Source organism: Asaia sp. VD9, from assembly GCF_037150015.1.
Lineage (GTDB): Bacteria > Pseudomonadota > Alphaproteobacteria > Acetobacterales > Acetobacteraceae > Asaia.
Genome location: NZ_JBBCQM010000001.1, coordinates 104479 through 124400 on the forward strand (window position 1 = coordinate 104479; position 19922 = coordinate 124400).

A 19922-nucleotide genomic window follows, 5' to 3' on the forward strand; every position below is an offset into this window, starting at 1 on the left:
ATTGCCCTTGTAGTCTGTCCAGCATGACACGCCACGACCCTGATATCATGAACCTTCTCGCGTCTCGCCCCTCTCTTCACATGGACGGGCAGGACGGACTGCTTTTCGAGGGCGTACCCCTTCAGACCATCGCCAGCGCGGTCGGGACGCCATGCTGGGTAACGGGTGCCGGGACGCTGCGTCGCCGCACGCGTAACCTGCGCAAGGCCTTCACGGAGCGTGGCGTCGATATCGCATTGCACTACGCGATGAAAGCCAATGATCATCAGGCGACCTTGACCGTGTTGCGTCAGGAAGGCTGCGGCGCCGATGTGGTGAGCGGAGGCGAATTGCGCCGTGCGCTTCAGGCTGGGATCGATCCGGCGCATATCGTATTCTCGGGCGTGGGCAAGACCGATGCCGAACTGATGCTCGCGCTTCAGGAGGAAATCGGCCAGATCAATGTGGAAAGTGTCGAGGAGTTACGGCGCCTGTCTAGGCTTGCTCGCGCCTCGACCCTGACCGCCCGCGTTGCGCTGCGCGTCAATCCGCATATCGATGCGCAAACCCATGACAAGATCAGCACGGGCCGACTGGGAGACAAATTCGGAATCGACTGGGACGACGCGCCCCTCCTGTATCGCGAAGCCAGCACCCTGCCAGGAATCGAGATCAGAGGGCTCGCGACTCATATCGGCAGCCAGATCCTGAGCCCCACACCGTTCAAGGCAGCCTATGCGCGTATCGCCGAGCTCGTGGTCGGGCTGCGCGCCGAAGGTCTGCCTGTCGCCGTGGTGGATTGCGGGGGGGGGCTGGGGGTACGCTATCGTGACGAGCTGGCGCCCCCGCCTGCGGCTCTGGCGGGCGCCATCGTCGAGACCCTGGGCGCGCTTGATCTCAAACTCGCCATTGAGCCAGGTCGCTGGATCGCAGCACCGGCAGGCCTTCTCCTCGCCTCGATCATCGACCTCAAGGCGCAACGCGAAGGCGTGTCAGATTTCGTCATCGTCGACGCCGCCATGAACGACCTGGCCCGCCCAAGCCTTTACGGTGCCTGGCACGGCATCATCCCCCTCGCCCCAGATCTGGCCTATGCGGAAACCGCCCCCCAGACCGTCGTCGGACCTGTATGTGAATCGAGCGACGTTCTCGCCAAGGATCGTCTCCTTCCCGCACTGCGCCCGGGTGACCAGATCGCCGTTCTCGATACAGGGGCCTATGGCTCGGTCATGAGCTCGACCTATAATAGTCGCCCGCTGGCGGCTCAGGTGATGATCGAAAACGGCAAATGGCAGATCATTCGCAAGAGACAGCCCCTCGAAGCCCTCTGGAATGACGACGGCGTTCCCGACTGGCTGGATGGCGCCGGGTCGGCCGGTTAATCCGTGAGCACGGCGCAGCCCGCCCCCGCCAAGGCCGCCTCTCTCTCGCTCGAGGCGCGGGTCAGCCAGGCACGTCAGCGCGCCAGGCATGTGCTTCGCGTCGAGTCGGCGTGGATTGCGGTGCAGTGGCCACTCGCCCTTGTTGGAGGCTATGCGCTCAGCGGCCTGGTGCGCGTTCCGCAATCGCTGCCAGACACACTTCATGCCTTTCTGCTGGCGGGTGTAGGCGGCGGCGCCCTGGCACTCGCGGCGCGCAATCTGTCACGGATGAAGCCCCCGCGGCTGCAGGCCATCGACAGACGCCTCGAACAGAAATCGAACCTGCGACACAGACCGCTTGCGGCTCTGGACGACTTCCCCGCCGATGGCGACGAGACTTTATTCTGGCAGGCCCACATGGAGCGGCTTCGCCAGGCCATCGGTCCCTTGCGTGCGGGATGGCCCGTCCTGTCCTGGACCCCGAGGCGCATGGCAGGCTGGGCGGGTTTTGGCGTCTGCCTCGCGCTCGCGCTGGTCATGGCGGGCTCGAAGGCCCCCTCCCGGCTCGAGGCGGCTTTCCTGCCCGGAGTCGATGATGGCGACGTGGCCCTTCCGCAGATCGAAGCCTGGATCGATCTCCCCGCCTATGCTCCGGGGGCTCCTGTCTTCCTCTCTGCCGCCGCATCACCGCCCCGCATCCCTCAGGACGCAACCCTGACCATCCACGTGACGGGCGCGCGCTCGGGTCCACATCTTCTGGGTGTGGAGACGGGTGATGTCACCGTCCGTCAGCTCGACCCCGGAAGCTGGAGCTTCACAACCCATCTGATGCATAGCGGTCGGGTATCGATACGGTCACGCGGCCGCACGGTGGGAGAGTGGCAGTTCGAAATCGAGCCTGACCTGCCTCCCGAGATCTCGTGGCAAGCCGCGCCGCACAAAGCCGAAGATGGCACCACCCTCCTCCTGCCTTATCGTGCGTCTCAAGCCCATGGCATCGCCCGTCTCTGGGCCGAGATCACGCTGCCATCGCGCAAGGATCTTCCGGCCCGAACGGTACCGATCCCTCTCAAAGCCATGCCAACCAAACCGGAAGGCGTGTTCGCCACTGATCTGACCGAATCTCTCTGGGCCGGAGAGAAGGTGACGATACGCCTCCACGCTGCCAGCCGTGGCGGCAAGGAAAATACGAGCAAGGCCGAGACCGTGACCCTGCCTGCGCGGGTTTTTCACAACCCTACCGCCCGCGCCCTGATCAGCCTGCGTCATCGCCTTGGCCTTGGTCAGGACTCTCCTCCTGAAGCGGCAGACGAGCTCAGGGCGCTGGCGGGAACCCTGCCGCAGGACGAAAAGGGCAGCATGCTTGCGCTGCTCTATGCCGCAGCCCAGCTCGACGATCCGGACGCCGATCAGGCGCAGGACAACACGCTCGGCCTGTGCTGGGCAGTGGCGTTGTATCTGGAAGATCTCGCAACGAGCGATCGAGAGACAGCGCAGGCCAATCTGGAGATACGCGCTGCCCAGAGAGCAGTGCAGGATCAGATTGCCCACATGCGCGCGCTTGGCGATGCCGGACATACGGAAGAGGAACAGCAGGAACTCAGCAACCGGCTCAAACGGCTGAAAGACGCGCTGGACCAGCGCATGCAGGCACTCATGCAGCGCAGCCTGCAGATGGGTACGGCCATGCCCGATATCGGGGAGACGCCGGATGGCGGAACCGATCCGGCCTCGCGCCTGATGCGCCGCCTGCAATCCGATGCCGCCAACGGACAGGCCGATGAGGCTCTCAAGCGTCTTGAGGAACTGTCAAAAATGGCCGAGCGCATGCGCAGCGCCACGCCACAGGACCTCGCCCAGATTGCACAGCAATTGCAGGCCCGCGCCCGTGCGCAGGCCCAGCGTGCCGCATTGCATGATCTCGTGCGCCGCGAAACCACTCTGCTCGATCATGTGCAGTCCCGGCTCGGCATTGGACAGCGCGCCGCACGCGAAGCCGAGCAGAACCAGTCGGGCTCCAATGCAGCGGGAGAGGATGTAAGCACCATGCCGACGGCGGAATTACTGCGTCGCCTGGGCATGACGCCTCCGCCCGACATGGACGCACCGTCGCCCCCACCCGATGCTACCGCTCCTGCCCCCCTCACGCCGGAAGAACTCACGGCCCAGCACGAGCAGAGACGCAGCGATCATGCCGCGCAGCGCGCCCTGCAGATGGTGGCGCGCCTGCTCAATGACGACATCAAAGCACTCACGGGCAAGACCATGGATGGGCTGACCAAAGCCGATCGCGACATGAAGGCGGCGCGCCAGGCTCTCGCTTCAGCAAAAGACGGCCCAGCCGAAACCGCCATCCGGCAGGTACTCAAGGATCTGGCCGAGACGGGTCAGCAGATGACCGAAGCGCAAAAGGGCAAGAATCACGGTGGGGGTCCGATTGCGCTCCTGCCGACCATGGGCACAGGACAGCACGCCCAGGGCGGCGGCAAGAAAGGCGGTCAGAGCCAGGAATCATCAGAAGATGACGACACGCAGGGTGATGGCGGTGACAAAAACGACCGCGATCCGCTGGGACGCAAGATGGGCAAGGGACATTCGGGCGCCGATACTGACGGCACCGTTCCAGACGCCGATAGCCGCGAGAAGGCGCGCGAAATCGAGCGCGAGCTACGCCGACGCGATGCCGATCGTACCCGCCCGCAAAGCGAACTCGATTACCTGGATCGCCTCCTGAAATCCTACTGAGCCGGACTCGACGCGCACAGGTCTTGCAGGGCGAGAAATGCCCGGCGCTGGCCATCAGTGAGGGTGGAATTATCGGTACCTTCTGCGCATACCCCATGCGGGAGGCGGCTCAGCTCCCCCGATAGGTCGAATACCCGTAAGGCGAGACCAGAAGCGGCACGTGGTAATGCCCTTCCTTGCCCATGCCGAAGTCGATCTGCACGATGTCCAGAAAAGGCGGCTCGGGAAGGTCCTGCCCCTGTGCCCGAAAATAGGCCGCAACCGCAAATCGCAGCACATAGGCACCCTGCCCGACCGCAATCTCCTTCAGATCCGGACAGCGTCCGTCAGCATTGGAGACGCCTTCAAATAGCACGCGGTCATCATGCAGCAGCGTTACCTGCATTCCCTCTGCGGGACGGCCGCTTGCCGTGTCGAGTATATGCGTCGAAAGCGTGGTCATTGGCCTGTCCTGTCTTTCAGCCGCAGCAGGGCTATCTGATCGATCTGCCTCAGCGCCTCCGCCAGTTCCACCTCGGGCGACTGATCGAGGCGACGCTCAAGCTCGCGACGCATGAGATCCTTGGTCGCGCGGCGCACACAGATCACGAATGGCATATCGAACCGGGCGCGATAGGCGTCATTGAGCGCCCGAAAGGCGACGAATTCTTCCTGTGTCAATCGATCCAGCCCGGCTCCCTCCTGCTCCGCTGCGGAGAGCTGGCCCAGATCGGGATCGACCCCGAATTTTCTGGCCAGTTCCGGATGCGCCTGCACCAAAGCTTTCTGCCTCGCTTCTCCCGCGTCATGGATGATCCGCGACGTGGCGGCGATCATCGTCTGCGCGTCCTCGAAGGGAGCCTGAGGCCAGGCTGCCTCCACGATCCAGGGCGTATGTTCATAGATGTCGCCATAGCGCGCCACGAAGGCATCACGGCTTTCCGCGCCAATCATAGCGGATGTTCCTCCAGCCAGTGGCGTGCGATATCGAGCCTCGTCGCCACCCAGACATTCTCATGCGCCTGAATATGGGCGAGGAAGCGCTTGAGCGCGAGCGCCCGTGCCGGCCGACCCGCCAGACGGCAATGCAGACCGACGGACATCATGCGTCCGCCTTCCTCATAGAGCATGTCGAAACTGTCACGCAGATAGCGAAAGAACTGCTCGCCCTCGGTAAATCCGTTGAGCGCCACGCATTTCATGTCATTTACATCGAGTGTGTAGGGCACGATCAACTGACCCTTCCCATAGCGCCGATCATAGTAAGGCAGATCGTCGGCATAGGAATCCGCGTCGTAGATGAAGCACCCTTCCTGAGCGACGAGCCGAGCGGTATTGGGGCTGGTGCGCCCTTGGTACCAGCCCTGCGGGGCCGCGCCCGTGACCTCACGATGCAGCTTGATCGCCTCGCGTATGTGCTGGCGCTCCACTGATTCCGGCACGTCCTGGTAATCGATCCAGCGCAGGCCATGAGTCGCGATTTCCCACCCGGCCTCCTTCATGGCGCGCACCACGGCAGGATTGCGCGCCAGTGCCATCGCCACACCAAATACGGTGAGCGGCATCTTCGCACCGGTAAAGAGACGATGCAGACGCCAGAACCCCGCACGCGCGCCGTACTCGTACAGGCTCTCCATCTGCATGCAGCGCGCGCCCTGAATGGAGCGCGTCCCGACCATTTCAGAGAGAAAGGCCTCTGACCCCGCATCGCCATGGAGCACGTTGTTCTCAGCGCCCTCTTCATAATTCAGCACGAATTGTACAGCGATGCGTGCGCCGTTGGGCCAGTTCGCATCAGGGGGGGCTTCCCCGTAGCCCAGCAGATCCCGCGGGTAGTCCTGTGTCATGAATGTCTCTCTCGCACGTGTCAGAGGGCGGCCACACCGCCATCGCTCCGGGGATCGGTCGCCCCCTCCATGGTGCCGTCTTCATAGCGTCGAATTGCGCCTGCATGACCCATTGCGGTCGCGAAAGGCGTCAGGCTCTCGACGTCGTGACCGAGTTCGCGCAACCCGTCGAGGATCGCCGGTTCGAATCGTGTCTCCATCTTGAGCGTAGTGGTGGTTTCCCCCCAGGTCCTGCCCAGAAGCCAGCGTGGCGCCGTGATGGCGTCCTGCAGACTCAGCCCTGCAATCACATTGCGGGCCACGATGGCCGCCTGGGTCTGAGGCTGGCCCTCCCCTCCCATCGTGCCATAGGACAGAAGACTGCCGTCATTCAGCGTCGCCATGGCCGGATTGAGGGTATGGAACGGCTTGCGCCCCGGTACGAGGCTGCGCAGGCGCCCGGGAGCCAGATTGAAGCTGGAGCCACGATTCTGCCAGACCAGGCCGGTTTCAGGCAGGACCACCCCGGAGCCGAATTCGAAATACAGGCTCTGGATCATGCTGACCGCCCAACCCTGCTCGTCCATTACACCAAACCACGTGGTGTCACCCTGCTGGACCGGATGCGGCCAAGGCGCCGCACGGGATAGATCGATCTCTCCCGCCATGGCATCGAGGGCGGCAGCGTCGGAAAGCAGTTCCTGCGGGGAGGTCGTCATGGTGGCAGGATCGGCAATCACACGGTCGCGCCAGAGGAACGCTGCCTTGGTCGCTTCCACCCAACAGTGAATGTCCCCAACCGTATCGGCCCCCTTTACCCCCAGCCTCTCGGCCAAGGCCAGAATCAGCAGCGAAGCAGCCCCCTGCGTGGGAGCGGGCATGTTGTAGAACTGCCCGTGATGCAGCGTAGTCTCAAGCGGCTTGGAGGCCACGGCCTGATGATGCGCCAGGTCGTCCAGACTGACCGGTGAGCCACAGGCGGTAAGTTCAGCCGCGATCAGATCCGCCAGCTTGCCGTGATAGAAATCGCCCAATCCGGCATTGGCCAGCCTCCTGAGCGTCCGCGCCAGAGCCGGATTACGATGCACCGCACCAGCAATCGGCATATCGCCATTCGGCAGAAACAGCGATTTGAAATTGGGCATGTAGCTCAGCACATCGAGATGCGCCGCCATGAGCCCAGCCATGCTTTCGGTCACCACCATGCCATGCTCGGCGTGATGGATGGCATCGTCGAGAATCTGCGTGAGTGGCAGGGTCCCTCCGGCATAGGCCAGAGCCCGGCTCCACCCGGCAACCGTGCCTGCAACCGTATTGGCGGCCAGTCCCCCACGCCAGGGCACGGCATCGAGCCCTGCATAGAGTTCCGGTGTGGCAGACTGGGCAAGACGCCCACAGGCATCGATGGCCATCATCGCCCCGTCAGGGCGACGGATGATCCAGAACCCGTCACCACCGAGCCCGGTCATGTGGGGATAGACGACAGAAAGCGTGGCGGCGACCGCAACAGCCGCCTCGACCGCGTTGCCCCCGGCCTTGAGGATGTCCCTGCCCGATTGAGCCGCGAGATGATGGGGGGCCGTGACCATCCCTCTGCGGGAGCGCGCGCTGTAAAGCATCAATCCTCCAGGATTCTGGCACGGGCAAGACCCGCGCGCTCGAGGGTTTCACCAAGGGCGACCAGACGATCCTCGCGTCCCGGCTGGGCGACGAGTTGCAGACCCAGAGGGAGGCCCTTAACGGCTAGCGGCACGGTAAGTACTGGAAACCCCGCCAGGGTGAGGGGCTGGGTATAGAGGCCCAGATTGGCCCGTGCAGGCACGCTGCGCCCGCTCACCATGATCATGGGCGCGTCGATCGGCGGCGCCTCCCCGACAACGGCGGGAGCCACGAGAATATCGGCCTGCGCAAACGCCTCATGCATGGCCGCACGGAACCAGCGTCGCAGCTTGTGCGCCTGAAAGACGTGGGGGGCCGGAACGAGCGCTCCGGCCAGAAGGCGATCGCGCACGGCCGGGTCATAGAGCGACGCATGGCTGCGCAACGTCTGGAGGTGCAGCGCCCCTCCTTCCGAGGCGCTGATCACGAACGCTGCCGCGCGCACCGCGTCAACGCGCGGTAGGTCGACCTCCTGCGTGATGGAAAGGGCCCGGCAGAAATTGTTCAGTGCCGCGGCCATGGGAGCTGACAAATCGGTGTCGAACCATCCTCCAAGCCGGGCCAGCCTGAGGGAACCTGCCTCAACGGCCCCGAGCGCCTGCCCCGACAGGATCTCGGTCACGACCCGCAGATCGGCCGCACTCGAGGCGAATGGGCCGACCGTATCGAGGCTGGCGACGAAGGGAAACGACCCTTCTGTCGGGAACAGATTCTGGGTGGGACGCAATCCCCAGACGCCGCAGAGCGACGCCGGCACACGGATCGAGCCGTTCGTGTCCGAGCCAAGTGAGAGCGGAAAATACCCTGCTGCCACGCCCGCTGCCGACCCACCTGATGATCCCCCTGCGAGGCGGGACGGATCATGCGGATTACGGGTCAGCCCGTAATGGGCGTTATCTGTCGCAAAGCCATAGGCGAATTCGTCCATGTTCGTGGTAGCCAGCGGAATTGCACCCGCCTCGACCAGACGGCTGACGAGCGCCGCGTCACAATCGGCGACGGGCCGATCGGCAAGCACGCGAGACCCTGCCGTGGTAACCACCCCCTCGACATCAAACAGATCCTTGATACCGAAAGGCACCCCGGCCAGCGGTCCCGGATCGATGCCCTCAGCCACGCGCGCATCCACATGACGCGCCTGATCGAGAGCACGCCGGGCAAGAAGCCGAGTGACCGCATTGATCCCACCATCACGTCGGGTCACCCGATCCAGACAGGTTTCAATCACTCCGACAGCGCGTCGCTCGCCCGTGCGGATGGCGCGGGCCAGTTCAAGGGCATTCATGGATGATACTCGAAAGCCGGTTCGAGGCGCTCAGGCAGGTCAAGCGCCATGACGAGCGCCTCATACTGCCCGTTCAGCGCGAGATTGCGCATTACCTCGGAACGATACTCTTCCGGAATGACCAGTCCAAGAGCTGCCGCACGGGCAGCGAGTTCGTCCTCTCCGATCATGCCTGCTCCTCACCCTCGCGCCCGAGGCTCACCAGTTCCTCGGCATCATACGCCAGGAGGCTCTCGAGATGTTTCTCCCCATCCTGCACGAAAAGGTCACCCGCTATGGCGCGTGCGAGTCTGTCTACCCCGTAACGCATACCGCTGATGGATGCGCCGGACAGGCCCATGCTGGGCGTTGCTGCGAAAGTGAAATTATAGATCATGCCCAGCATAGCTGAATCGGGATGCTCGGGTTCACGAGGCAGGAACTGGCTCTGCGGCCCAAGATAGGGATATGAGTCCAGCACGGCGCTTTCTTCGCCTTCGGGCGCGGAAAAACGATCCCCCCAAAGAGCGATATTCTGCGCGAAAGAGGCCGTTTCCGGACGCTTGGAGAAATCGATCACGAACCCTGTTCCGATGATCAGGAAGTCGAATACTTTCTCGCCATGGGGGGTCGTGACCCTGATCGTCTCGCCATCGCGTCGGGCATCGAGCCACGGGGTATCGCCGTGAAAGCTGAAACCGTCATGGCGGCTGCACCGCCAGAACGTATCCTGCGGCGGGGGCTGATTGAGATCGAAGATACGCCGCATGAAGCGCCAGCGTGTCAGATCCGGCAAAGCGGGAAAATGGGCCAGGAACCCGGCATTTTCCATCCAGCGATACGGGTTGATCCGCGGCAGGGTCTTGCGCCTGATACAGACGGCAACCGATTGCGCCCCGGCTTCAAGCGCCGTTGCGGCGTTGTCGAAGGCGGAGGCGCCACCGCCGAGCACTCCGATGCGCTTGCCACGCAGAGCCTCGAAATCGATCGGTTGATGGGTATGCGCATAAAGATGCCCAGGCACATTATTGCGAACGAATTCCGGCACATGCCAGGACCCGCTGCCCTCGATGCCGGTTGCGAGCACCAGCCGGCGCGCCCAGACGCTGTGAAGCGATCCCTCCTGGTCCTTGAAGCCCAGATGCAGCAATCCGTCCTGCCAGGTGATCTCGACCAGTTCGCGATCATGCTCGACCGGCAGGGAGAGAGTGTCGCGATACCAGTCCAGATATTCCTGCCAGTCCCGTCGGTCGATTTTGCCCAGTGAGCGCCACGCATCGGCCCCATAGCGCGCCTCGAACCAGGCGCGTGGGGTTAGAGAGGGAATCCCCAGATCGGGGCCTGTCACATGTTTGGGCGTACGCAGGGTGATCATGCGCGCGAACGTGACCCAGGGGCCCGCCTGGCCTTTCACCGCGCGCTCGAAAACGCGCACATTATGCACGCCGATGCGACGCAGGGCGAAAGATGTCGCCAGTCCCCCCTGCCCCCCGCCAATCACGGCGACATCGAGAACCGGTTCGCCATGATGGGTAAGCACAGAGGAAACCCAGGGTCCCGAGGCATAAGCGATTTTCTCCAGATCCTCGTGAACCTGGCGGGTGAGATCGTTTAGCGCTTTGTTCGGCATGTCAGGGCACCCGATAGAAAGGATTGGGAAGAAGGAAACCGCGTTCGGCATGGCCGCCCGCGAGGTCCGAAGGCTGGTCACCAATATTGGCGATGATGTGATAGCCCTCCTGCTCGATCCTGGCGCGCTCGGCTGATTTGTAGTCCGAGGCGGAGGGGGTATGGCTGCCCTCGGGACGCAGGACGAGTTTTACCCAGCCGTGATAGCCAGCGCTCTCAAGGTTGCGTGCCGTGTCGTTGCGCTCCCTCTCATAGCGCCCAGTCACGAAAAATAGGGATACCCCGTGCTGCTGCGCCATGTTGTAGAGCGAGAGCGTTTCCGGGAAGGCCTCGGCTCGCGCGCTCTGCTCCCAGGCCTCGACCCCGCAAGGTCCCTTGGGCAAGGAAGCGCACTGACCCTCACGGAAATAGGCGAACTGATTTGCGGCGATCTCGGGCCAGTTCGACAGAGACGTCTCGTCGATATCGAGGATGACGGCCGGTTTGACCACGTGAGAGGAGCGCAGGCGTATCCAGTCCTCGGCGTCCTGCAGCACGGAATTGAAATCGCGCTCATATGCCCCACTATCATGGTAGCGGGTGGCATTCAGGGCGGCATCCCCCACATTGACAGGCGCGGCCAGGGCGTAGCCGGGTAAAGCCACAGTCATCAGCAGCGGGCCCAGGCATCTCAGGCGACCAAGCACCTGCTTCCTGCCCGTATCCTTCCTGTGCAGGGACATCACGTTCTCACTCACCTGGTCCGTCTCTCCCTTTTGCCGCCTCACTCTCCGGGTTGTAACTCCGGTCAATGCGTCGCAGCGCAGCATAAATCAGCGATCATGCCCATGACATAAATCATGGGCATGATCGCTTCGTGTAAGGCGAGGCGTTCATCCTCCGCGCAGCGCGTTATCACCGCAAGTGAAACAGATCACGAGCGCAACGTCCAGCATCTTGTATACCAGAAAGAGGAGCTCCGCCGGTAGGGGCAAGGAGACGTGTCTTTACTTTTTCAAATACTTGAACATAGTGGCGTGATGTTCGGGCGTAATCACATCGCGCCGCCCTAGGAGGAATGAAGCGTTGGGTGCTCCTCGCGAAATAGCCGTAGTCACAATTCTGGACGCCGCGCAAAAAGTTTTTGCCGAACACGGATTCAGTGGCGCAAGCATCGCCGAAGTTGCTCGGGTCGCGGGCATTCCCAAGGCGAATATTCATTATTATTTTTCAACGAAAGAAACTCTGTATCAGGAAGTCCTGCGTCGGACGATGCAGGAATGGCTTGGGGGCTGCGAAGCCTGGCTCAAGCCCGACATGCCCGCAACGGAAGCCTTGGAGGGCTATATCGAGGCAAAACTCGCCTTCTCGCGCAGTAATCCCCAGGCCTCACGCGTATTTGCGCACGAAATTCTTGGGGGCGCGCGCTACCTGCAGGACTATATCTCCAGCACGCTGCGCGAGGCGATCCGTCCATTCGAAGCGACAATTGCGGTGTGGATGGACCGGCAGGAAATCCCCAGGGGCGACCCCCTCCACTTCCTGTTCTGTCTTTGGGCGATGACACAGTGGTACGCGGACATGCAGCCACAACTCACCGGTCTTCTGGGCCAGAAATCACTGGAAGAGAAGGATTTCAGCGCAGCAGCCAGGACCATCCTCTCCCTCGTCACACGGGCCTGAGCCACACTTCTTCCCATGTTCGATGACGAGCCGAGGATATGCCTCATCGTGTTCATCGCTACGGCTGGGGCCGTCGGTCTCCCTATGATCGCGCATCTTCGGACTTCCACCCCCATTCGCAAGACTGTGCGCGTCCGTCTCGGTCAGGCCGGATCGACAGGGAAAGACACTCTGGTCAGAGGCCGAACCGTGCCATTGCCAAAGGCGATCCCACCCGTCATCGTTTCACACGCTCGCCGACATGACGCCTCCCGTTTCGGCGCGTCGGGCCCACGGCCCCTTTCGCGTTCACCATCATGGCGACCAAAGGAGTTCGGAACATGCCAAATCATCAGCCCAACTTGCCGGAAAACAACGGCATCGACGCCGACGCTCTCTGGCATGACCTGCTTGAAGCAGCCGAATTCGGGGCCACTGCCAAGGGCGGCGTGTGTCGTCTCACCCTGACGCCGGAAGACCGTCAGGTGCGCGACTGGTTTGCGCGTACATGTATCTCGCTAGGGGCGACCCTCTCGACCGACGGGATGGGCAACCAGTTCGCCCGCTTGGAGGGGCGTGAGCCTGGCCTCGCCCCCATTGCGATCGGGAGCCATCTCGACAGCCCGCCCAGCGGCGGGAAATTCGCTGGCGTCGTCGGCGCGGTCGCCGGTATCGCCATCTTGCGGGCGTTGCGCGAGAGCGGGGTCCGGACCCGTCATCCTATCGAGATCGTGAACTGGACAAACGAAGAAGGCGCGCGCTTCTCCCCGGCCATGCTCGGATCGGGCGTTTTTTCGGGCGTCTTCACGTCGGCGTTCGCATTGAGCCGCGTGGACGCTTCGGGCACCTTCTTCGAAGAAGCATTGGCCACGATAGAGGCCGCAGGGAGCGCAGCCTGCGGCTCTCATGAACTCACCGCCTATCTCGAACTCGATATCGAACAGGGCCCCGTTCTTGAAGCGGAGCGCTGCGCTATTGGCATCGTGACCGGCGTTCAGGGCATGCGCTGGTACGAAGTCACGGTAAGCGGTCGGGAGACCCATGCGGGTACCACCCCCATGACGATGCGAGCCGACGCCTTGCAGGCCGCAGCACGACTGATGGCCTCGGTACAGGAGATCGCGCTCAATCGCGCGCCTCATGCCGTGGGGACAGTGGGCAGGGTTTCCCTCAAGCCCAACAATCCCAACACCGTGCCGGGCGAGGTCTGCTTCAGCGTGGATCTGCGTGACCCGAATGACGCGGTCGTGCTCGCCATGGAAAACAGCTTCCGCGACCGTGCCGCTGCCCTTGCGCGCGAATATGGGGTGAATATCGGTATCCGAGAGGTGTGGGACTTGCCTGCCACCCAGTTCGATCAACGCGTGATCGATGCGATCGCCCATGCCACTCGCAGCCTGCACCTCACTGCCAGAGAACTCATTTCAGGCGCGGGACACGACGCTGTCTATCTGGCGCGTGTCGTGCCGAGCGCCATGGTCTTTGTGCCATGTGCCGGAGGCCTCAGCCATAATGAAGCCGAGTCCGCGACGAAAGAAGACATCGCTGCCGGGGCTGCAGTGTTGATGCAAAGCCTGCTGGCTATCGACGTACGGCTCGATCCGCTGACTGCGTGACGGGGCGCAGTATCATTCCTGACTAATCACAGGCCCCGCCGCGTTCTTGCGGGCAAGCAGGACGATCACAAACGCGATCCCAGCCAGAGCCGTGCCGCTCATGGAGACCGCTCCGTAGCCGAGCCCGGCGGAGAGCACGCCGCCCCCCAGCCACGCACCTAGGGCGTTACCAAGGTTGAACGCCCCGATATTGACAGAGGAAGCGAGCGCAGGCGCCTTTCGGGCGGCCTGCATGGTGCGCATCTGAAGCGCTGGCATGATGGCAAAAGAAGCTGCGCTCCAGACCAGAATACCTGCGATCGCGCCCACAGAACTAACGGCGAGAAACGGATAGACGAGCATGACCCCGCCGAGCACGGGCAGCATCACCTTGAGCGCGAAGCCCGTGGAGCGATCGGCCAGCCTTCCGCCAAGAGCCGCGCCGATACTGAACCCGACCCCGATGGTCATCAGGGCCAGCGTCACCAGTGCATCGCTCGCCCGTGAGATGGTGTGCAGGAAGGGCGCAATATAGGTGTAGAGAACGAACATGATCCCAGCCCCGAGTGTCGTGACCGTCAGGGCCAGGAGCACCTCCCCGCCCACGAGCACGCGCAACTCGCCCAGAACATCCGGTCGCGCCGATCGGCCTCGTGGCGGAAGTGCGACGGAAAGAGCCAATACGGCAAGGGCACCGAGCAGGGCCGTGACCAGAAACGCGCTGCGCCAGCCCATGGTATCGCCAAGCCAGGTTGCCGCCGGCACGCCGAAGATATTCGCTATGGTCAGGCCCAGAAACATCGAGGCCACTGCCGATGCACGCCGCTCCGGCGCGACCACACTCGATGCCTCGACCGCGCCGAGACCAAAAAAGGCGCCGTGTGAGAGACTGGTCACCACGCGCCAGAACATGAGCAGGGCGTAGCTGTGGCTCAATCCGGCCCCAAGATTGCCGATGATATAAAGCGCCATCAACCCGATCAGGGCGGCCTTGCGTGAGACCGCTCCGAGCAGGAGCGTCATGAACGGCGCGCCGATCATGACGCCGAAGGCATAGGCGCTCACGAGCCCTCCTGCCTTCGGCACGCTGACATGCAGATCCTGCGCAATGACCGGCAACAGCCCCATTGGGGTGAATTCGGTCGTGCCAATGGCAAAGGCCCCTACTGCCAGAGAAAGCAGCGCGCTGCGAGCAGACGCCATATTACCCCCCGAAGAATTAAAGCTCACGCAAGTTCTTCTTACTTTGCAGAACCCGCGCGCCATGCCACCACTTGGACCTGATTTTTCCACAAGGAGCCGGAGCAAGACAATGACCACGCCCTTTGCCGATAGCAATCACGACGCCCTGTGGCTGCCTTTCACGGCCAATCGCCAGTTCCGCGATTCACCGCGTATGCTCGTTTCGGCCAAGGGCATGTATTATCGCGATGATAAAGGGCGTGAAGTGCTCGATGGTTGCGCAGGGCTGTGGTGCGTGAATGCCGGTCACAGCCAGCCCCGCATTGTCGAGGCGGTGCAGAAGACAGTTGCGACCCTCGATTTCGCCCCGGCCTTCCAGATGGGTCACCCTCTCGCCTTTGAAGCGGCCGATCGCGTGGCGCGACTTGCACCCAACCCGCTCAACCATGTGTTCTTCTGTAATTCAGGGTCAGAAGCAGGCGATACCGCTCTCAAGATCGCCATTGCCTATCATCGCCTGCGTGGCGAGGGCACGCGTACCCGGCTGATTGGTCGTGAGCGCGCTTATCATGGCGTCGGATTTGGCGGCATCTCGGTCGGTGGGATCTCGGGCAACCGCAAGCTATACGGCTCGCTTTTGACTGGAGTGGATCATCTCCCGCACACGCTCGATCTGCGTCGCAACGCTTTCTCCCGCGGCCTCCCCGAACATGGTGCGGAGCTTGCCGATGATTTGGAGCGCATCGTCGCTCTCCATGATGCTTCCAACATCGCTGCTGTCATCGTCGAGCCCATGGCGGGATCGACAGGCGTGCTTCCGGCTCCCAAAGGCTATCTGAAGCGTCTGCGCGAGATCTGCACCAAGCACGGCATCGTGCTGATCTTCGATGAGGTCATCACGGGGTTCGGTCGCCTCGGTGCCGCGTTCGCTGCCGAAAAATACGGCGTCGTGCCCGACATCATGACGGTCGCCAAGGGCATCACCAACGGGACAATCCCGATGGGCGCGAATATCGTCTCGGACGAAATATTCGAGGCTTTCATGCAAGGACCGCGCGAAGCCATCGATCTGCCGCACGGATACACCTACTCGGCCCATCCGATCGCCTGTGCAGCCGCCATCGCGACGCTGGATACCTATGCCGAAGAGCATCTATTCGAGCGCGCCGCCGCCCTCTCCCCTTATTTTGAAGAAGCCGCGCACGCGCTCAAGGGCGCGCGGCATGTGGTCGACATCCGTAATGAGGGCCTTGTCGCCGGAATCGAACTCGCCCCACGCCAGGCGAAGACGACGCGCGCTTTCGAAGTGTTCGAGAAGGCATTCAATGAAGGGCTCCTGCTTCGCTACACCGGCGATATTCTGGCGATCTCGCCGCCCCTGATCATCGAGAAAAACGAGATCGATCGTATCTTCGAAACGATTGGCCGCATTCTCAAATCGGTCGACTGAGAGTCAGATCCGGGTCCCACAAACATGGGGCTCGGGTTCCTCCGAAACGCTGGTGAGTTGGACAGAGCTTTCGTGACCTCCTGGTCAAAGCGCATCATCGACCCTGATCGCGCCCGCCACCGCCAATACGGGTGCTCATCTCGAAACTAATGCTGCTGAGACGCGGAACAATGTGCCCATCCCCATCGTGGCTTTGAGCGACAGGATCCCTACGTGAGACACCAGACGAGATTTCAAACGACAACGCAGGATGCCGAACCGCGTGATGAGCTACTCCTCACCGGGAGCACGCACTCGTCTCAGTCGCAGGCGATGATCGTTTAGAGCGTTTTCCTCTCATTCTGGCTCATACCCCGCAGCGGTGAAGAAATTGGCGCATTCATCGGTCGTGACCTGATCAACAAGGCTTCCAATCCTGTTCCAAAGCTCCTCGCGGGTGCGTTCGGCGCCGCGGCGGAGATGGGCCTTGAGCCTGGAGAGGGCCATCTCAATCGAAGTGCACTGCGGGCTGTAAGGAGGCAGGAACTCCAGGCTGGCCCCGGCCGCCTAGATTGCCGCCTGCACGCCCGGTTCCTCATGCGAGCCGAGATTGTCCATGACGACGATGTCGCCGGGGCGCAGATCCGGTACGAGGACGCGTTCGACATAAGTCAGGAAGCTGCGGCCGCTGATCGGTCCGTCCAGCACCATGGGCGCCACGATGCCGGTCAGCCGCAGTCCCGCTATGAACGTTGTGGTCTTCCAGTGCCCGTGCGGCACGGCGGATCGTAATCTCTGCCCCCGTCGACAGCGACCATGACGTCGCGCCATGTTGGTCAAGGCCCAGGCTTCATCGATGAAAACCAGCTGCTCGAGGGCGAGATAGGGCTGGCTATCGAACCACTTCTGCCGTCGCGTTAGGACATCCGGACGATCCTACTCCGCCGCATGGGCGGACTTTTTTTCCATGTGATCTGGTGGCCGTGCGAAGAAGCGCCACAGCGTGCCAATTGGGAAATGGTGGCCATCCTCAGCCAGCTGGATACGGGTTTCGGCAAGGGTCAGGTCGTCCTGCGCCGCGATCAGGGCATGGATCCGGTCGGCCTGTGCTTCGATCCTGTGTGACAGCCGATCCCCACCGCGTGGCTTTGCTGCGGGGCTGCCAGTCGACGCGGCCAGGGCCCACCAGCGCACGGCACTCGCCGGACTGACGCCGAAGCGCTCGGCAGCCTGCCGGCGGGACAGGCCCTTTCAAACCGCCGCGACAACGCGGGCACGTAGATCCAGAGACAGCGCGCGTGACGATATTCAGCGCCGGCCACCATTCCGGCCGTCATCTCGAATCAGATCACAGTCAGATTGGGAATCTCTCGCGATTCAGTTCGCTCAGGGACCGCTCTAGAAGCAGAGGATGAATGATTTGAGAGGGCCTCGGCTTTTTGTGATGCAGCCGTTGCTAGGTCCCGCCAGTGTCTGCTCGCGCCAGATTGCCTCCATCGCAACCCGAAGCTTAGACTCGTCCGTCTATTCGATCCGCATAACCTCACCTGCGAACCCATCTTCTCTCGGACCGGCTTGTACCCTACCTCGTCTTGTTAAAGTTCGAAACCGCATCTGTCTTTGAATAACGTATATCGATCAAAGCATTAATAGCCCGGAATATATATCTCAGCGTCCGCAGATGACTACTGAACCGGCCTCGCATTTACGATTTATCGAAATCGAAGTCCGATATCCTAAAATTTTTATTTGCATCTCGGCACAGCTGGAAAAGTATCCACCAGGCTCCTGCGCCCTTCGGGAGAAACTTTCGAGGTCGCTGATATAAGGATACTTCCAAACGTATTGATGAATTCGTCGAGCGACTGTTTCCAATTTGAAAAGCGGGTCGAAGCCTCCTGCATATCGAAATCAACCGCTATTATCGCCATATCCAAGCTTGCCCTAGATTTCCTCAACTGCGCTAATGACGCCCTATATTCGGCTTCGTGGAGCTTCAGTTCCGCGGAAAATCGCCTTTTATCAGCGGGTGGAAGACTTTGCGCCAGAGAGGCAAGCGTGAGACGACGGTCTACACAGACTGTCTCATCGCTCAATTTGTACGAGACGAGGAACGCGATAAGAAATAGATTGCTTGTTACGAGAATAAGAATGATTATTTTCGCGAGGTTGTCTTTTGAAAATATCATCTCATCAAATCCTCATAAATTACCGCACTACATATAATATCAGTAATATAGTCGGTACTTACATGATGCCCGAGACTACCCAACAGTCCACCGCTCAGCGTCGAGATTAAAAATAGTGTGGCAAACAGGTATCTATAGTGCCGACTGTTTAGCACGCTCATGACATGGGATAATGTTAGAAATTCATCATTAGAAAAAGGGGGACTTACATTGAATACACGCTCTCTTTTGTCGCTTTTTTTTAGTGAAATTTTTTCTATCATCTCCTCAGCCAAGAGCGCCAATTCCTTCTCTTGAGTGGGAGTGATCTCTATCATCTGAACGATCGAGAAATCGATCTTCCGCGCATCGTCGATAATCGCCCGAGCAGTAGCATTATTGCGCGCCAGTGTAGCCGCCGCGTCCTGCAGATCTAGCGGCCAAACGTCGATGTCACCGCCGTAGATCGACGCCAGGTGGCTGAACTCTCTTATTTTCATACAAGCCTATCCTGTTCTCCACTAACCGCTCCTGTCATCTCCCTCTTCAGACGTATACGACATTTTATCAATAGTCTTCCCAGAGCCTTCCTGTGCATCCCCATTATTTTGGCAGCTTCAGTCACAGCGTAGCCCTCACCATAGATCAAAGCAATTGCCACGCGCTCCTGTTTCGGAAGAGCCCGGCATAGTCTAAGCAAAAATCCTTGAGATTGGGCCTCCTGTATTTTTAGCTCTGTATCCGCCCTTTCGTCCGCCACATCGAAATTTTCAGGAAGTGGCTCCATAGGCTTCTTTTTTAGATAGTCTAGACAGATATTGGTCACGATCGTGAAAAACCAGGCAGAAAATCTAGACTTTTCGCTGTCGAATTTCCCTGCGTTTTCCCAAACCCTCAGCAGTGCCTCTTGAGTGGCATCATCAGCGAGGTGAGCATTCCCGAGTATCCTGAAGGCTGCGCGTATGCCGCTTTTCCCGTAGCGACGAACGATTTCGTTAAATGCCTCGTGATCGAGCCTGCTGCAACGTTCCATCAAATGTTCATCTGACGCTGCATCATATCCCTCAAGACTATTACTCATCTCTCAGCGCCTTATCCCGAGCGAAACGGAATATCTTTCGAGATATAAGGCAGCCCCCCTTCCGCAGTGACCAACTCGGCGCAGCTGCGCGTCGAACAAGACCAGATCTTCCTTTAACCTCACGAAATCGACCCGCATTGATAGAGCTTCTCTCTTTTCAGACTCGATCACGGTTATTTTTTCTCCCCCCCCATCGTCAAAACCCGTTATTCTTCGCAATTCACACGACATGTAGAGTGAATGATGCAGATTTCCGGTTGGTTTATATATTTCATGCAATATGAACGAGAGAAAATAACGAACATCGTCGTAAAAACATCATAGTCGCTTAATATATATAGGTATTCAATCTTAAAGCATCACGATCAATGGCAATGATGGGAA

Annotated in this window: 16 protein-coding genes and 1 pseudogene; 5 read left to right on the forward strand and 12 right to left on the reverse strand. The window is 60.8% G+C overall.

What is annotated here, in order from left to right; translation table 11 throughout:
* Positions 1 to 47: 47 nt before the first annotated feature.
* Positions 48 to 1361: a diaminopimelate decarboxylase gene (gene lysA, locus WFJ47_RS00510; protein WP_233581970.1), complete on the forward strand. Its 1314-nt coding sequence runs from the start codon at positions 48 to 50 to the stop codon at positions 1359 to 1361.
* A gap of 3 nt (positions 1362 to 1364) precedes the next feature.
* The gene (locus WFJ47_RS00515; protein ID WP_336760133.1) at positions 1365 to 4085 is read left to right on the forward strand and encodes a DUF4175 family protein; all 2721 of its coding nucleotides are present in this window, start codon (positions 1365 to 1367) and stop codon (positions 4083 to 4085) included.
* Between the two features lie 109 nt (positions 4086 to 4194).
* Here WFJ47_RS00515 and uraH read toward each other — a convergent pair whose 3' ends face one another.
* Genes uraH through WFJ47_RS00555 form a run of 8 tightly spaced genes read right to left on the reverse strand, consistent with a single transcriptional unit; the run spans position 4195 to position 11179 of the window.
* Positions 4195 to 4527 carry a hydroxyisourate hydrolase gene (gene uraH / locus WFJ47_RS00520; protein ID WP_127101140.1) on the reverse strand — a complete coding sequence of 111 codons (333 nt, stop codon included), beginning with the start codon at positions 4525 to 4527 and terminating at the stop codon, positions 4195 to 4197.
* Positions 4524 to 5018: a 2-oxo-4-hydroxy-4-carboxy-5-ureidoimidazoline decarboxylase gene (gene uraD, locus WFJ47_RS00525; RefSeq protein ID WP_336760136.1), complete on the reverse strand. Its 495-nt coding sequence runs from the start codon at positions 5016 to 5018 to the stop codon at positions 4524 to 4526. Before uraD ends, uraH begins: the two co-directional genes overlap by 4 nt.
* Positions 5015 to 5911, reverse strand: coding sequence for an allantoinase PuuE (gene puuE, locus WFJ47_RS00530; RefSeq protein WP_336760138.1), 897 nt, complete (start codon positions 5909 to 5911; stop codon positions 5015 to 5017). Before puuE ends, uraD begins: the two co-directional genes overlap by 4 nt.
* A 20-nt stretch (positions 5912 to 5931) precedes the next feature.
* Entirely contained in the window at positions 5932 to 7509 is a 1578-nt protein-coding gene (locus WFJ47_RS00535) for a gamma-glutamyltransferase (protein WP_336760140.1), read from the reverse strand.
* A complete protein-coding gene (locus WFJ47_RS00540; protein ID WP_336760142.1) occupies positions 7509 to 8834 on the reverse strand; it encodes an AtzE family amidohydrolase in 1326 nt (441 codons plus the stop codon). Before WFJ47_RS00540 ends, WFJ47_RS00535 begins: the two co-directional genes overlap by 1 nt.
* Positions 8831 to 9004, reverse strand: coding sequence for an AtzG-like protein (locus tag WFJ47_RS00545; RefSeq protein WP_336760143.1), 174 nt, complete (start codon positions 9002 to 9004; stop codon positions 8831 to 8833). Before WFJ47_RS00545 ends, WFJ47_RS00540 begins: the two co-directional genes overlap by 4 nt.
* A complete protein-coding gene (locus WFJ47_RS00550; RefSeq protein ID WP_127101152.1) occupies positions 9001 to 10443 on the reverse strand; it encodes an NAD(P)-binding domain-containing protein in 1443 nt (480 codons plus the stop codon). Before WFJ47_RS00550 ends, WFJ47_RS00545 begins: the two co-directional genes overlap by 4 nt.
* Before the next feature lies 1 nt (position 10444).
* Positions 10445 to 11179, reverse strand: coding sequence for an HAD family acid phosphatase (locus WFJ47_RS00555; RefSeq protein WP_336760146.1), 735 nt, complete (start codon positions 11177 to 11179; stop codon positions 10445 to 10447).
* 328 nt (positions 11180 to 11507) lie between these two features.
* On the opposite strand from WFJ47_RS00555, the gene WFJ47_RS00560 reads away from it, so the two are divergent.
* Both WFJ47_RS00560 and WFJ47_RS00565 read left to right on the forward strand, forming a co-directional pair.
* Positions 11508 to 12104 (forward strand): TetR family transcriptional regulator C-terminal domain-containing protein, encoded by a 597-nt coding sequence (locus WFJ47_RS00560; RefSeq protein ID WP_336760148.1) that lies wholly within the window; start codon positions 11508 to 11510, stop codon positions 12102 to 12104.
* Positions 12105 to 12424: 320 nt separating this feature from the next.
* A complete protein-coding gene (locus WFJ47_RS00565; RefSeq protein WP_336760150.1) occupies positions 12425 to 13699 on the forward strand; it encodes a Zn-dependent hydrolase in 1275 nt (424 codons plus the stop codon).
* 12 nt (positions 13700 to 13711) lie between these two features.
* Here WFJ47_RS00565 and WFJ47_RS00570 read toward each other — a convergent pair whose 3' ends face one another.
* On the reverse strand, positions 13712 to 14881 hold the full coding sequence (locus tag WFJ47_RS00570) for an MFS transporter (RefSeq protein WP_336760152.1): 1170 nt from the start codon (positions 14879 to 14881) through the stop codon (positions 13712 to 13714).
* A 109-nt stretch (positions 14882 to 14990) separates the two neighbouring features.
* On the opposite strand from WFJ47_RS00570, the gene WFJ47_RS00575 reads away from it, so the two are divergent.
* The gene (locus tag WFJ47_RS00575) at positions 14991 to 16310 is read left to right on the forward strand and encodes an aspartate aminotransferase family protein (protein ID WP_127101160.1); all 1320 of its coding nucleotides are present in this window, start codon (positions 14991 to 14993) and stop codon (positions 16308 to 16310) included.
* Positions 16311 to 16646: 336 nt separating this feature from the next.
* Here WFJ47_RS00575 and WFJ47_RS00580 read toward each other — a convergent pair.
* The 3 genes and pseudogenes from WFJ47_RS00580 to WFJ47_RS00590 form a co-directional block, all read right to left on the reverse strand.
* Positions 16647 to 17534, reverse strand: a pseudogene (locus tag WFJ47_RS00580) (IS630 family transposase).
* Positions 17535 to 18474: 940 nt separating this feature from the next.
* Positions 18475 to 18957, reverse strand: coding sequence for a hypothetical protein (locus WFJ47_RS00585; RefSeq protein ID WP_336760155.1), 483 nt, complete (start codon positions 18955 to 18957; stop codon positions 18475 to 18477).
* A complete protein-coding gene (locus tag WFJ47_RS00590) occupies positions 18954 to 19538 on the reverse strand; it encodes a sigma-70 family RNA polymerase sigma factor (RefSeq protein WP_336760156.1) in 585 nt (194 codons plus the stop codon). Before WFJ47_RS00590 ends, WFJ47_RS00585 begins: the two co-directional genes overlap by 4 nt.
* Positions 19539 to 19922: the final 384 nt, after the last annotated feature.

Excerpts from the sequence above, each read along its gene's own strand:
- puuE (WP_336760138.1), bottom strand. The coding sequence starts at position 5,911 with ATGACACAGGACTACCCGCGGGATCTGCTGGGCTACGGGGAAGCCCCC.
- WFJ47_RS00550 (WP_127101152.1), bottom strand. The coding sequence starts at position 10,443 with ATGCCGAACAAAGCGCTAAACGATCTCACCCGCCAGGTTCACGAGGAT.
- lysA (WP_233581970.1), top strand. The coding sequence starts at position 48 with ATGAACCTTCTCGCGTCTCGCCCCTCTCTTCACATGGACGGGCAGGAC.
- WFJ47_RS00585 (WP_336760155.1), bottom strand. The coding sequence starts at position 18,957 with ATGAAAATAAGAGAGTTCAGCCACCTGGCGTCGATCTACGGCGGTGAC.
- WFJ47_RS00535 (WP_336760140.1), bottom strand. The coding sequence starts at position 7,509 with ATGCTTTACAGCGCGCGCTCCCGCAGAGGGATGGTCACGGCCCCCCAT.
- WFJ47_RS00545 (WP_336760143.1), bottom strand. The coding sequence starts at position 9,004 with ATGATCGGAGAGGACGAACTCGCTGCCCGTGCGGCAGCTCTTGGACTG.
- WFJ47_RS00540 (WP_336760142.1), bottom strand. The coding sequence starts at position 8,834 with ATGAATGCCCTTGAACTGGCCCGCGCCATCCGCACGGGCGAGCGACGC.
- WFJ47_RS00565 (WP_336760150.1), top strand. The coding sequence starts at position 12,425 with ATGCCAAATCATCAGCCCAACTTGCCGGAAAACAACGGCATCGACGCC.
- WFJ47_RS00570 (WP_336760152.1), bottom strand. The coding sequence starts at position 14,881 with ATGGCGTCTGCTCGCAGCGCGCTGCTTTCTCTGGCAGTAGGGGCCTTT.
- uraD (WP_336760136.1), bottom strand. The coding sequence starts at position 5,018 with ATGATTGGCGCGGAAAGCCGTGATGCCTTCGTGGCGCGCTATGGCGAC.
- WFJ47_RS00575 (WP_127101160.1), top strand. The coding sequence starts at position 14,991 with ATGACCACGCCCTTTGCCGATAGCAATCACGACGCCCTGTGGCTGCCT.
- uraH (WP_127101140.1), bottom strand. The coding sequence starts at position 4,527 with ATGACCACGCTTTCGACGCATATACTCGACACGGCAAGCGGCCGTCCC.
- WFJ47_RS00590 (WP_336760156.1), bottom strand. The coding sequence starts at position 19,538 with ATGAGTAATAGTCTTGAGGGATATGATGCAGCGTCAGATGAACATTTG.